The sequence below is a fragment of the Streptomyces sp. NBC_00464 genome (assembly GCF_036013915.1).
Classification (GTDB): Bacteria; Actinomycetota; Actinomycetes; order Streptomycetales; family Streptomycetaceae; genus Streptomyces.
The window spans coordinates 8,370,686-8,383,041 of sequence record NZ_CP107899.1 but is presented as its reverse complement, the minus strand read 5'-3'; the positions used below and the strand labels follow the sequence as shown (position 1 = coordinate 8,383,041).

The window sequence follows — 12,356 nt, the reverse complement described above, 5'->3', positions numbered from 1 at the left end:
TACTCGCCAACCGATAGCGTCGGGGGCACACCGAAGTCGGTGTGCCCCCGACCAGACAAGGACGACCTGCAATGCGCGTTTCCGTGATCGGCTGCGGTCACCTCGGCATCCCGCACGCTGCGGCGATGGCAGAGCTCGGCCACGAGGTCATCGGCGTGGACGTCGACCAGGCCAAGGTCGATCGACTCAACGCCGGCGAATGCCCCATCTACGAGACCGGCCTGCCCGAGCTACTCGCCCGCCACACGCAGAGCAGACGTCTGCGCTTCACCACCGACATTCGCGAGGCCGCCGAATTCGCCGAGCTGCACTTCATCGGCGTCGGCACCCCCATCGACGCAGACGGCCGCTCCTACGACACCGCACAGGTCTTCGGCGCGATCCGCCAGCTCGCCCCCCACCTCGACCGTGCGTCCACGATCGTCGGGAAGTCCACCGTCACCGTCGGCACCACCAGCCAGGTCACCGCCCTCGCGCAGCGCCTGGCCCCCGCCGGCAACCAGGTCGACGTCGTGTGGAACCCTGAGTTCCTGCGCGAGGGCCACGCAGTCGAGGACACCCTCCGCCCGGACCGGCTCATCGCCGGCGTCACCACCGCTGAGGGCGAGAAGGCGATCCGTGCGGTGTACGCCGGGATCATCGACACGGGCGTTCCGATCTTCGTCACCGACCCGCAGACCGCCGAGCTGGCCAAGGGCGCCGCGAACACCTTCCTCGGCCTGAAGATCAGCTACATCAACGCCGTCGCCGACATGTGCGAGGCTGCGGGCGGCGACGTCTCCCAGATTGTGGACATCCTCGGCATCGACCCCCGCATCGGCGCCGGCGGCATGCGGCCCGGCATTGGCTACGGAGGAGGCTGCCTCCCCAAGGACGTCCGCGCTTTCACTGCATCCGCCCTGCAGCTCGGCGCCGAACAGGCCGCGACCCTCCTGCGCGCCGCCGAGGAGATCAACGAGAACCGCACCGACGTCGCCCTCGGCCTCATCAGCCGTGCCCTGGGCGACCGCCCCATCAAGGACACCCGGATCACCGTGTGGGGCGCCGCGTTCAAGCCCGGCACCAACGACGTACGCGATTCCCCAGCCCTCGCGCTCTCCCAGGCCCTCCAGCAGGCCGGCGCCACCGTCACCGTCCACGACCCGCAGGCCGTGCCCACGGCGATGGTCCGCAACCCGGAGTTGGACTACACCGACGACCTGGAGGCCTCCGTCGACGGCGCGGAACTCGTCGTCCTGGCCACCGAATGGCCCGAGTACCGGCAGGCCGACCCCCACGCCCTGGTGGACCGCCCGGCCAACCCCCTCCTCGTCGACTGCCGCACCACCCTCGACCCCGAGCCCTGGCGCGCGACGGGCTGGACCGTCCACCAGCTCGGGCGTCCGGGGAAGTAGAACCGGCCCGCGCCATGAGCAGCGACGACGTTCTCCTCCGCCGGGCCCACGCCGCCGACGCACACGCTGCAGCCGATGTGTGGCTGCGCTCCTACGCCTCGGCTTTGCCAACCGTGCGCTGCGCACACGGCAAAGCCGAGGTGCGGGACTGGTTCGCCCGCGTGCTCGTGCCGCAGTACGACACCTGGGTGGCCGTCACCGGGAACAGCGTGGTGGGGCTCCTGGTGCTCAAAGGCGACGAGCTGAAGCAGCTCTACCTCGAATCGGAATGGCGCGGACGGGGCCTCGGCGACCGGTTCATGTCCCTGGCCAAGCGACAGCAGCCGGACGGCCTGTTGCTGTGGACGTTCCAGGTCAACGGCCCGGCCCGGCGCTTCTACCAACGGCACGGCTTCACCGAGGCCGAGCGCACCGATGGGCAGCGCAACGACGAGCGCGAGCCCGACGTCCGCTACGTCTGGCAGCCACAGGCGTAGTCGCCCGGGCTGCCAGGCATGCTGACGGCAGAGGCGGTCACACCCGAACACCGGGGTGACCGCCTTCGCCGTGGGGCCCACGGGGCTACGGTTACGCAGATGACAATTCTGATCGTCGGCGGCAGCGGTTTTCTGGGATCCGAGCTGGTCCGGCAGGCGACAACGGCAGGGATCACGACGGTCGCGACGTACGCGACCGAGCCGGGCGACGCCTCCCCGACCGCATGGTGCCCCCTCGATCTACGGGACGCGGGAAACTTGGACGCCGTCATGGCCGAGGTGAACCCGCACGTTGTCATCAACGCATCGAGCGGCCGGGCCGACTGGGCGATCACCGCGGAAGGACCACTCCAGCTCGCGATAGTCGCTGCGAAGCACGGAACGCGCATGGTGCACGTCTCCACCGACGCGGTGTTCTCCGGAGCCGGCCGAGTCCACTACGACGAGGCGTGTCTCCCGGACCCCGTCACCCCGTACGGCGCAGCGAAGGCCGCGGCGGAGACCGGGGTCCTCGTCGTGCACCCGAAGGCCGTTGTCGCCCGTACGTCGCTGATCATCGGCCACGGACAATCCGTGCACGAGCGCCTGGTGCACCAACTCGCCGCCGACACAGTTGATTGCGCCCTGTTCACCGACGACATCCGCTGCCCGGTCCATGTCTCGGACCTGGCTGCCGCGCTGCTGGAACTGACGTCGAGCGACGCAGCAGGTATCCACCATCTCGCCGGGACCGACGCCCTGAGCCGCCACGAACTCGGCGTCCTCATTGCCAGGCGCGATGGTCTCGACGCCTCCCGTCTGCGCGCCGGCCTGCGGGCAGAGAGCACGGTTCCCGGGGCTCTCGACGTACGCCTCGACAGCCAGACGACCCAGCGGCAATTGCGCACCACGCTGCGCGGTGCCCGCGAGTTCCTGCAGGGCTGAGCGACAGCAGACCAACGACGAGTGCCTGTTTGTAGAATCTGACGTGAGCGCGTGTTACTCGGCAACCGCGGCGGACGGCCTCCGGCCTTCAACCACCGGTCAGGTCAGGAGCGCGCGCAGGTGTGTGCACCTGGCCGATCAGCTCGCGATGTGGCTGATCGGCCGTGCGCGAATGTGAGCTTCCTGGCTGGCTCCGGAGCGTCGCCGCCCTGGGGTTACTGGCTCGTGTGCGCTCGGCTGCCCCCGAGTCGCCCGTGCGGCGACGGTTGACGGGGAGCATCTGAGGCTTCCCCAGGCTTCATGAACCGCATTCACCGGGTAGAACCCTGCACGGCAGCCGGGACGTTTCAACGGAGGGCGCGCTCGTAGGTTGCGTCCGTGTGGGTGACGGTCCGCCAGCGGTCGTTCTGATAGCCGCGATCCGTCTGCCAGCACCGTGAAGCCATTACGAGACGGCGCCAGGCTTCCTTCAGCTGGTGCTGCAGCTGAAGCTTGTCGTCTGTGATCGCTGGTTCGTCGACCTCCAGCGCGAGGCTCGCATCCAACACCGAGTCGCTCACCAGTGCACCAAGCGCCCTCGCAGTCCGACCCTCCGGGCTTTCCGCCGGATACTGCTCGACCTGCAGGTGGATGCGTTCTCCTACGAACCGCTCAATCGCCTCAACGTCGGACCAGGTGATGTCGACGGTGTAGGTGATCGCGCTCAAGCGCTCTCCCCTTGTCTCTCCGATTCGGAGTCGGCACGCTAACCGGGCCCGACGGGCGTCGCGCAGCTGGATTGGCGGAGAGCACCCTCCTGGCTGACACCGGTCTTCCCAGCTTGAACGGCACAGAGGCCGCCTCGCCAAGCGCCGTGCCCCGGTTGCTTCCTGAGGGGTCGCTCCCCGGAGTGGGGGGGCTGGTGTGCAGGACTTGAGCGTGATGGTCACCCAACCTTGCACTTCGCTTCCGCAACGATATAGTTCCCATGCGCAAAGATGATCGAAGGAAGAGAACCATGCCGCCGCAATTAGATGGGGAATCTGTATGTCTCGGGCGCCGTCAACCATTCACGCACGGGAACGTCTTGCGACGCGCGAGCCGAGCAGTCAATCGGCCGGCACTCCCCCGCGCCGGTCGATCTGCCCACCATGGCCGCCCGGCATACACAGCACCGTCCGGCACCACACGCTCGTTCGACTCACCGGGAAATTCGACGACGAAGCCCTGCAGGCCGTCCAAACGATCTATCCCTGGCGGCATGTAACCCGCTGCGGGTCCGAGATCGTTGTCTGGCCGCTCGGCACCACGGGCGTCTCCCATGAGCCCGAAGCGGTCGTCATCCGAGGCCGCTTCGACGCGCGGGACCACAGCGCCGTCCAAGCCGCGCACCCCGGACGAACCGTCAGCCACGACGGAGACCTGATCACCGTCTGGCCTGCACGGCTCACCCCGCCCAGGCGGTAGCCCTAGATCTTCGCAGGCCATCAGCATCGAGTCGTCCGGACAGCAGTTGGCCCCGCGTACGTGCGAAGTGACCGCGGGGCCAACTCAGAGAATGCCGTCCTGTCAGGGCACCCACACCGACCGTATGGCGAAACAAGCCTGACCGCTCGTCGTGGACAGCTCGCCCAACGTGTTGGACACGCGGGTGCCTCTGCGGATACGTGGAGGCAGAGCCCCGTCAGCCGGCGGCGGGGGTGATTGTCAGTGCCCTCCGGCAGAGTGCCGCTCATGATCAACGAACTGGACAGGATCGACTGGTCGTCGATGAGTCACGCCTATGGCCCGGCCGTCGAAGTCCCTACGTGGCTGCGGGCGATGGCCTCCCCTGACCCAGAAGTCCGGGACAAGGCATTCAACGACTTCTACAGCGCGGCCCACCACCAAGGTGACGTGTATCCCTGTACAGCGGCCAGCCTGCCGTTCCTCTTTGCCATGGCCGACGGCGCCGCGACCCCCGACCGTGCCTCCATCGTGCAGCTGCTGCTCAGCATCGGCCGCGAATCCGCCGACCGAAGCGACGGCCTGTACTACTCACCTGACGGCACCGAGTCGACAGCAGGCGCAGACAGCCTGGCCCTCATACGTGAGCGCGCCGACATCTTCATTTCCCACTCCAACGACCCCGACCCCTTCGTACGCCAGCCGGCGATCGAGGGCCTCGGCCACTTCCTGGAAGACGCCGACCAAGCCGTCGCACTCCTCCGCGACCGGCTGTCCGCAGAACGCGGGATTGTCGAGCGACTGCTGGTCATCCGGACGATGGCAGACCTGGCGCTGCGGCTGCCGGCAGCCCGTTCCTCCGCCACAGCGTGGCTCGACGCCCTGGCCCGGCAAGCCACAGCAGATCCCGACATCCGCCTGGCCGCCCTCGTCCACCAGTCACGGTGCTCCCCCGCGAGCATCGGCGCCGACACCGTCCCCACGGCGATCAGCCTGCTCCGACAGCTCACGCCCGCACCCAAGCCCGAACCACGAGGCAAGAAGTGCGAGGCCGGCCCCGACGCCTGCGCCTGTGCTGCCGAGCCGGCAACCACAACGGCGCAGGACGTGCCGCCGCAGCTAGCTGCCGCATTCAACGACCTCGAACGGCACAACCGTGTCCACGCACCCACCACAGATCTCCTGCGCCGCTTCCACGCGACGCTCGACGCCCGCCTGCCCGAGCGCACCGCGCTGCTCACCGAACAGCTCCGCAGCCCGGACCCCGCCACCCGGTACGACGCAATCCGTATGGCCAAGAACCTCATCACCTCCTGGAGGGGCGAGCACACCGACCTCGTCATGCTCCTCACGGAATGCCTGGCACCCGAGGACCCGTACACCGCCGCCGCGGCCGCCGAAACTCTTGGATCCCTGACTTTCGTCTCCGAACCGGCCCGCGAAGCCCTCGCCGCCTACATCGACGCCAACCGCGCTACACACGGACACGACGTGTGGGCGACTCCCCATCCGTTGCGGCGCCGTGCGCATCAGGAAGCCGTCATGGCGCTGGCACGCCTCGGCGACGTACGGGCCCTGCCCTGCCTGTTGACCGCGCTGGACACAGGGTGCGACGCGTGGCGTGCCATACAGGTCGCCGGGCACCTGAGCTCGGCCGCCGAGGAACTCGTGCCGAGACTGGCCCGGCTCCTTGCCGAGGCCGACCTCTCAAAGAAGTGGCCCGAAACGAACACCGGCGCCCTCATATCCGCCCTGGCCGCACTGCGTCACCCTGCGGGCCTACCCGCACTCACCCATGCCGTCAGCGCCGCGGCCCGGCATGAGCAGTGGTCCACCGCCACCTCCGCCGTGAACGCCCTCGCGTCCTTCGGGCCCGGAGCCGCACCGGCCCTGATGGTCATCCGCCCGCTGGCCGACGCCGAAGACGTGAATCTCCGCGCGGCCGCCGCGGCCGCAGTGTGGGAACTCGGGCGCAACGCCGCCGAGTCCGTGCCGAGATTGGAGGTACTGCTCGACAGCCACTGCAACCGCAATGCCGCCGATACCCTCGGCCGGATCGGCCCGCCGGCCCAGACCGCGCTGCCCCGACTGCGCGAACTGCTGGACGCCGGGTACGAGTGGACCCGGGTCCACGCCGCAGCCGCGCTCTGGGACATCGGAGGCGAGGCCGAAGCCGACGTCGTCGTGCAGACGCTGCTGGCCGCCTGGGAGAAGAACGACGCGACAGCCAACCACGTCCTGGCCTGCCTCGACCGGATGGGCCCGGCTGCGGCAACAGCCCTCCCCCGCATCCAGGCCGAGCTCGCACTGCCCCGACGCGGGGGGCGATTCAAGAGCGTCAGCAACGACGCGGAGGTACAGCGCCTCTGCCGCGACATCCTGGCTCGCCTCAGCTGCCCATAGTGTGGCCGCCACCGATCTGCCAAAGGCGGAGGCAACCACTCACCATGAGCACTCACCAAGCCGTGGTGAGCCCGCGCGGAACTCACCAGGCGAACTCACCACGAGAACTCACCACGGCTTGGTGCGTGCCGGCCGCGCTCCAGCCCTGATGGGCCTGTAGGCACGAGGTCAGAGTGGCCGGTCCTTGACCATGACCGAAACGCAGGACCGGTCATGACCGGTGACCGATGCAGGTCAGATCGGTCACCGGTCACGGACTTCGGATCGGTCACCGTGGTCGTCGGCCGCTGGTCACCGGTCACGGACTCCGGATCGGTCACCGTGCTCGTCGGTCACTGGTCACCGGTCACGGACTCCGGATCGGTCACCGTGCTCGTCGGTCACTGGTCACCGGTCACGGACTCCGGATCGGTCACCGTGCTCGTCGGCCACCGGCCGCCGGTCACGGACTCCGGACCGGTCACCGGCCACAGCATCGGTCGCGCCCCGACTGGTCTGCGGCGTCAACGAAGGCTCCGTCGAGCAGGGAATCACAGCCCTAGCTGCCCAGGTCAAGACTGGGCAGGAGCACGAAGGCCAATGGGCGGAGCGTGGTCGCTCTGGTCGACAACTCAGATCGTGCGCTGAGAGGGTGACCGTTCCGACCAGAGGGTGACCGACTAGCTGGCATCGGTCTGGCTGGAGACCGGTCACCGGCCATCGGCCAGAGAATCGGTCACGCGGTGATCAGCCGCCCTGGCAGTTCGGGGCCGGACATAGCTGTGGCCGATGACCAAGAACAGTCACCGGCCACGCGCGAGGGCTGGTTCGGTCAGCGGTTGACCGATCGCAGATGCGCGCGGCCCTGCTGCCGCCGTTGCTCTTCGAGGCGCTCGGCCGCGGCATTCACGCGCCGCTGACCCGTCTTCGGCGACAGGCCCAGCCGACGGGCGACCTCGGCACCCGTGAGCCGGCCACCGGACTCCTCCGCCTCGACCAACCACCTGACCACGGTCACGAGCTGCTGCTCAACCGGGTCCAATTCGGGCTCGACGCTCTGCTGCGCGGGCACCAGCGCAGCAGCAACTCCCGTGCTGGTGCCGGCGGCCTCCCAGACACCTGGCTTGCCAACGGGTGCTTCAGGCGCTCTCGGTGCCGGAAGATCGAGCTGGATCTGCTGCGGTGTCCCTCCACCGTGGTCGGCCTCGTTCATCAGCGAGACCGGCTCCAGAGTCGGCTGGCCTTCTTGCTGGGAGGCCGCCTTCGGGTCCGGAGAAGACGACATGGCCACGGACCGACCGGCCTCGGACGCACTAACCGCCGCAGCGTCAGGTTCTCCGTCGACGTGCTCAGCATCGTCGGCCGGTACGGACGCTCCCTCGTCGGCACCGCCTGGAGCTTCAGCCGCTTCGGGATCACCGGCCTGATACTGCGTCGCCTTGAAGTCCTGGAGGACGGGCCTCAGGAGTCCCTCCGGAAGTACGCCGCCCGTGACGGGGTCGACGACTCCGTACTGCGCGAGGAACAGCCCGAACTGCCGGGCGTTCGGGAGCTGCCCGAACTGGTTGCGATAGCCCAGTACTGCGTCGTTGTAGTCGACCTCAGGCAGCGCCGGCTGCTCTCCTTCGCCAACGTGACCGGTGTTCTGACTGGGCTCCGTGCGCACCGGTGCCACGAGCTGAGCAGCGGCTTCATTCGCCTCTCCTGCAGCCAGAACATGTTGCGGGGCCCCCACGAGCTCGGGCTGCGGGGCCGTCTCCACGGCGGCGGCAGCCTGGGCCATCGCCTGGGCGGGGGCCGGCGGCAGCAGGGCCGGTTCGATGCTGGCTGCGGCGAGTCCGGCGGGGCCGGTGTCGGCGAGTGGGACGCCGTACTTGGCGAGGCGCAGCGGCATCAGGGATTCGACGGGGGCCTTGCGGCGCCAGCTGCGGCCGAAGCGTGCTTGGAGGCGGGCCTGGTAGATCAGCCGGTCCTGTTCGAGCTTGATGACCTGCTCGTAGGAGCGCAACTCCCACAGCTTCATCCGCCGCCACAGCCGGAACGTCGGCACGGGGGAGAGCAGCCAGCGAGTGAGGCGGACACCCTCCATGTGTTTGTCGGCCGTGATGTCCGCGATCCGGCCCACCGCGTGGCGGGCGGCCTCGACGGAGACGACGAACAGGACGGGGATCACGGCGTGCATGCCGACACCGAGCGGGTCGGGCCAGGCGGCTGCGCCGTTGAACGCGATCGTGGCGGCGGTGAGCAGCCAGGCGGTCTGGCGCAGCAGCGGGAACGGGATGCGCAGCCAGGTCAGCAGCAGGTCCAGCGAGAGCAGGACGCAGATGCCGGCATCGATGCCGATCGGGAAGACGACGGAGAAACCGCCGAAGCCCTTCTGCTCGGCGAGCTCGCGCACGGCCGCGTATGAGCCCGCGAATCCGATTGCTGCGATGAGCACCGCACCGGCGACCACGAGCCCGATGAGTATCCGGTGCGTACGCGTCAGCTGCATCATCTGCTCACACTCTCACGATGGGTTATGAGCACTACGTGTTCGAGGACGCCCATCGTGGATCGTCAGCGAATAGTGATTACAGGGTGGTTCGCGCTGGTCTGGAGTCCGGCCGCCTGGCTTGGAGCGTTGCGGACAGCGGCCTTCCAGAGCTGGAGTTTTTACGCCGTAAAACTCCGGACCGTCTTGTGAGGGTCTCGGCCGGGCGGCAGCACTTGTCTGACCGCCCTCGCGCCAGCCCGAGGCGCCTCCTGGAGACCAGATCACCACCGGGGGAGTGGCACGAACGGCGCCGTTCAAGATCACGAGTTTTTACGCCGTAAAACTCCGGACCGTCTTGTGAGGGTCTCGGCCGGGCGGCAGCACTTGTCTGACCGCCCTCGCGCCAGCCCGAGGCGCCTCGTGGAAACCAGATCACCACCGGGGGAGTGGCACGAACGGCGCCGTTCAAGATCACGAGTTTTTACGCCGTAAAACTCCGGACCGTCTTGTGAGGGTCTCGGCCGGGCGGCAGCACTTGTCTGACCGCCCTCGCGCCAGCCCGAGGCGCCTCGTGGAAACCAGATCACCACCGGGGGAGTGGCACGAACGGCGCCGTTCAAGATCACGAGTTTTTACGCCGTAAAACTCCGGACCGTCTTGTGAGGGTCTCGGCCGGGCGGCAGCACTTGTCTGACCGCCCTCGCGCCAGCCCGAGGCGCCTCGTGGAAACCAGATCACCACCGGGGGAGTGGCACGAACGGCGCCGTTCAAGATCACGAGTTTTTACGCCGTAAAACTCGCGGCCCTCCACTACAGGGTGTTGGTAAGGCTTTGGGCGATCTTTTGTACGACCTCAGGGGTGCAGCGCTCGAGGATGGCCGTCGTGACTGACTCAGGGTTCGTCCAGTCGATCGGGCCTTGACGGTCTGTGGGTGACGCTGCTTCAAGGCGCGGTTCCGGCACGCTCTGCGCTGGAGTCAGCGTGGTCGTGGCAGCGGGCGATACGGACTCGTGGGCTGCTGCGGTCTCGGTGGGTTCGGGGGAGGGGTGCTGCAGCTGCCGCTTCTCCGCAGCCGCGGCGCGACCTCTCACTGCCTTTGGCTTCTGGTCCTGCTGGACCTTCCGCTCGGCCATCTTGGTCTCGACATACGCAGTCTGGTCTTCCGCGCTCTTCAGACTGCCGGCCTTGCGCGCGATCTCAATCGGCACCTGCTTTTCGGCAACGCGTTGCTGGATGTCTTCGGGCAGGTTGAGGAGAGCGCGGCGGGTGGAAATCCAGGAGGCGTTGACGGCGCCCCCCAGGATCGACACGACCGCGGATGCGCTGCCGTGGAACTGCACGAGTGCCTCGATGGCTTCGGCTTCCTCGATCGGCGTGAGGTCCTTGCGGAAATGGTTGGCGGAGAGCGCTGCGGCGAGGAGGTCCTCACGGGTGCCGGCCGAGGAATCGTCGACGGTGATCCGGAAGTCGATTCCCGCTTCGCGTGCCGCACGGAGTCGGCAGTGACCGTCGATGACGACGTACTCGTGGTCCGGAGGGATGGCGTCCTTGTGCTCGGGGTGCGAGACGAGGAACGCCAGTCGGCTCATGACCGTGGCGGTCTGGACCTGCCCGACCTCTCGCATGTTCTGCGCGAGCTGCGTGATGTAGTCCTTGTCGAACTCCTGCCGTGGGTTACCGGGGTTCTCGGCAACGCGGTCCACGGAGATCAGTGTTGGAGCAGCTCCCACGACGGACTCGATGATCTGACCACGGGTACTACGCGTTTGGGCTGCTCCGAAGGCGGCGCTGGCGCCTGTCCGGTCAGCGGCGCGCTGTCGAGGGTTGGGGCTCACGAGATCTCCTTGAGGATCTGACGCATGACGCGGGACTGCTCGCAGGACGGGTCGTAGGCGAGCAGCGGGCGCCGTACCCGAGCTGCTTCGCGCTGCTCTTTTCGCCGGGGGATGACTCCTATGACGCGGGGCTCTCCGAGTGCCCGCCACTCCGCGAGGGAGCTGGTGACGACGTGTCCGTCTCGGGCGTCGTAGAGATTGACCACGAGTCCGAGGTAGGAGGCGTTGATGCGCCAGTCCGTCATTCCGTCGTCGATCTGCTCGACGAGCATGGTGTAGGCGTCTGCCGACGAGTCTTCTGCCTGAACCACAATCAGGATGCCGGAGTCGCCCTCGCGCTCGCCGTCGCGATGGCGGCTGTAGTAGATCGCCGCGTCCATCGCCATTCCCAGGCTGGGTGGGCAGTCAATGATGATGACGTCGTAGTGCTGCTCAAGGGGTTCAAGGGCGTGCTCGAGCGTGGCCTGCCGGTTGCGGGCCGTTGAGATCATCACGTCCAGCAGGAAGGCGTCCTGGCAGGAGGGCAGCAGGTCGAGCCGGCCGCCGAATCGGTCGTCCTCTACGGGGACGATGAGATCCCGGATGTCTCCTGTGGCCTGGCGGGCCATGAACTTTGCGAGGCTGGGGCCGGTCGCGGGGAGCTGTTTGAAGCCGAGCTGCTTGGACAGGTGGCCCTGAGGGTCGTAGTCGACGAGCAGGACGCGGAGTTCAGGGGCGTCATAGGTGTCGTCTGCCTCGACAGGGGTCTCGCCGTCGGGGGTGGGGAGCGATTCCTCCCTGCTCGTCAGGAGAGCGTTCAGGCCCGTGACTTCTGCGCCTCCTGCGAGGCGGGCCAGCTCGCGGTCCTCTGCGAATGCACCCCCGAGGCCTCCGGTGACGGCGGTTTTCCCTACGCCGCCTTTCTGGTTGCAGACGATGATGCGTCGGGTGGTGCTTTCCGGCGGGCGATGGCGGGGGGAGGGGTGTGTGGTGAGCCAGAGGGAGACTGACTGGGCGAGGCCCTGAACGTAGGGGATTCCTCGGGCGCTGCACTCTGCCTTGAACTGAGTGGTCATCGCGTCGGTCAGCCAGGTCGCGAAGGGCGGCGATCCGGCTGTGTCGACGACTGAGGACTCGTCCTTGGGGGCGGATCCCCACTCGGTCATCGCTACGGCAACCGCGTCTTGAATGTCGACGCCGAGTTCCGCTGAACGGATCTTCAGATCGGCCTTCAGCGACGCAGGGAGCTTGAAGGTAACCTTCTGTCGGTCATCTTGCTTGTCTTGGGGCGGCATGAGGCGAGCTTACTTACCTGGCAACGCCAAATGGAAGTCGACGCGCCGCTGTACGCCTTCCTGACGGCCTGTGAGCCCTGCGAACTCCCTCTCGTACCGGCGGGTGTGAGATCGTTCGCGCACGGCCCCGTTCTGGGCTTCGCTTTTGAGTGGAATGTGCTGTTCGTTC

8 protein-coding genes are annotated in these 12,356 nt (G+C 67.7%); 4 read left to right on the top strand and 4 right to left on the bottom strand.

Annotated elements, in window-relative coordinates; all coding sequences use genetic code 11:
• Nucleotides 1-71 precede the first annotated feature (71 nt).
• The 3 genes from OG912_RS37410 to OG912_RS37400 all read left to right on the top strand — a co-directional run bounded on the left by OG912_RS37410 (nt 72) and on the right by OG912_RS37400 (nt 2,794).
• Nucleotides 72-1,394, top strand: a complete 1,323-nt coding sequence (locus OG912_RS37410; RefSeq protein ID WP_327713234.1) for a UDP-glucose dehydrogenase family protein — start codon at nt 72-74, stop codon at nt 1,392-1,394.
• Between the two features lie 14 nt (nt 1,395-1,408).
• Nucleotides 1,409-1,870, top strand: coding sequence for a GNAT family N-acetyltransferase (locus tag OG912_RS37405; RefSeq protein WP_327713233.1), 462 nt, complete (start codon nt 1,409-1,411; stop codon nt 1,868-1,870).
• Nucleotides 1,871-1,969: 99 nt separating this feature from the next.
• A complete protein-coding gene (locus OG912_RS37400) occupies nt 1,970-2,794 on the top strand; it encodes an SDR family oxidoreductase (RefSeq protein ID WP_327713232.1) in 825 nt (274 codons plus the stop codon).
• Nucleotides 2,795-3,141: 347 nt separating this feature from the next.
• On the opposite strand, the gene OG912_RS37395 is transcribed toward OG912_RS37400, so the two are convergent.
• The gene (locus tag OG912_RS37395; protein ID WP_327713231.1) at nt 3,142-3,501 is read right to left on the bottom strand and encodes a hypothetical protein; all 360 of its coding nucleotides are present in this window, start codon (nt 3,499-3,501) and stop codon (nt 3,142-3,144) included.
• A 1,006-nt stretch (nt 3,502-4,507) separates the two neighbouring features.
• Between OG912_RS37395 and OG912_RS37390 the strand changes: the two genes are divergently transcribed.
• Complete coding sequence (locus tag OG912_RS37390) at nt 4,508-6,622, top strand: HEAT repeat domain-containing protein (RefSeq protein WP_327713230.1); 2,115 nt, start codon at nt 4,508-4,510, stop codon at nt 6,620-6,622.
• A gap of 811 nt (nt 6,623-7,433) precedes the next feature.
• On the opposite strand, the gene OG912_RS37385 is transcribed toward OG912_RS37390, so the two are convergent.
• The 3 genes from OG912_RS37385 to OG912_RS37375 form a co-directional block, all read right to left on the bottom strand.
• Entirely contained in the window at nt 7,434-9,095 is a 1,662-nt protein-coding gene (locus tag OG912_RS37385; protein WP_327713643.1) for a DUF2637 domain-containing protein, read from the bottom strand.
• A 792-nt stretch (nt 9,096-9,887) separates the two neighbouring features.
• A complete protein-coding gene (locus OG912_RS37380; RefSeq protein ID WP_327713229.1) occupies nt 9,888-10,913 on the bottom strand; it encodes a ParB/RepB/Spo0J family partition protein in 1,026 nt (341 codons plus the stop codon).
• Nucleotides 10,910-12,187, bottom strand: a complete 1,278-nt coding sequence (locus OG912_RS37375; RefSeq protein ID WP_327713228.1) for a ParA family protein — start codon at nt 12,185-12,187, stop codon at nt 10,910-10,912. The genes OG912_RS37380 and OG912_RS37375 overlap by 4 nt, the downstream gene beginning before the upstream one ends.
• Nucleotides 12,188-12,356 lie beyond the last annotated feature (169 nt).

Excerpts from the sequence above, each read along its gene's own strand:
- OG912_RS37410 (WP_327713234.1), top strand. The coding sequence starts at position 72 with ATGCGCGTTTCCGTGATCGGCTGCGGTCACCTCGGCATCCCGCACGCT.
- OG912_RS37405 (WP_327713233.1), top strand. The coding sequence starts at position 1,409 with ATGAGCAGCGACGACGTTCTCCTCCGCCGGGCCCACGCCGCCGACGCA.
- OG912_RS37400 (WP_327713232.1), top strand. The coding sequence starts at position 1,970 with ATGACAATTCTGATCGTCGGCGGCAGCGGTTTTCTGGGATCCGAGCTG.
- OG912_RS37390 (WP_327713230.1), top strand. The coding sequence starts at position 4,508 with ATGATCAACGAACTGGACAGGATCGACTGGTCGTCGATGAGTCACGCC.
- OG912_RS37385 (WP_327713643.1), bottom strand. The coding sequence starts at position 9,095 with ATGCAGCTGACGCGTACGCACCGGATACTCATCGGGCTCGTGGTCGCC.
- OG912_RS37375 (WP_327713228.1), bottom strand. The coding sequence starts at position 12,187 with ATGCCGCCCCAAGACAAGCAAGATGACCGACAGAAGGTTACCTTCAAG.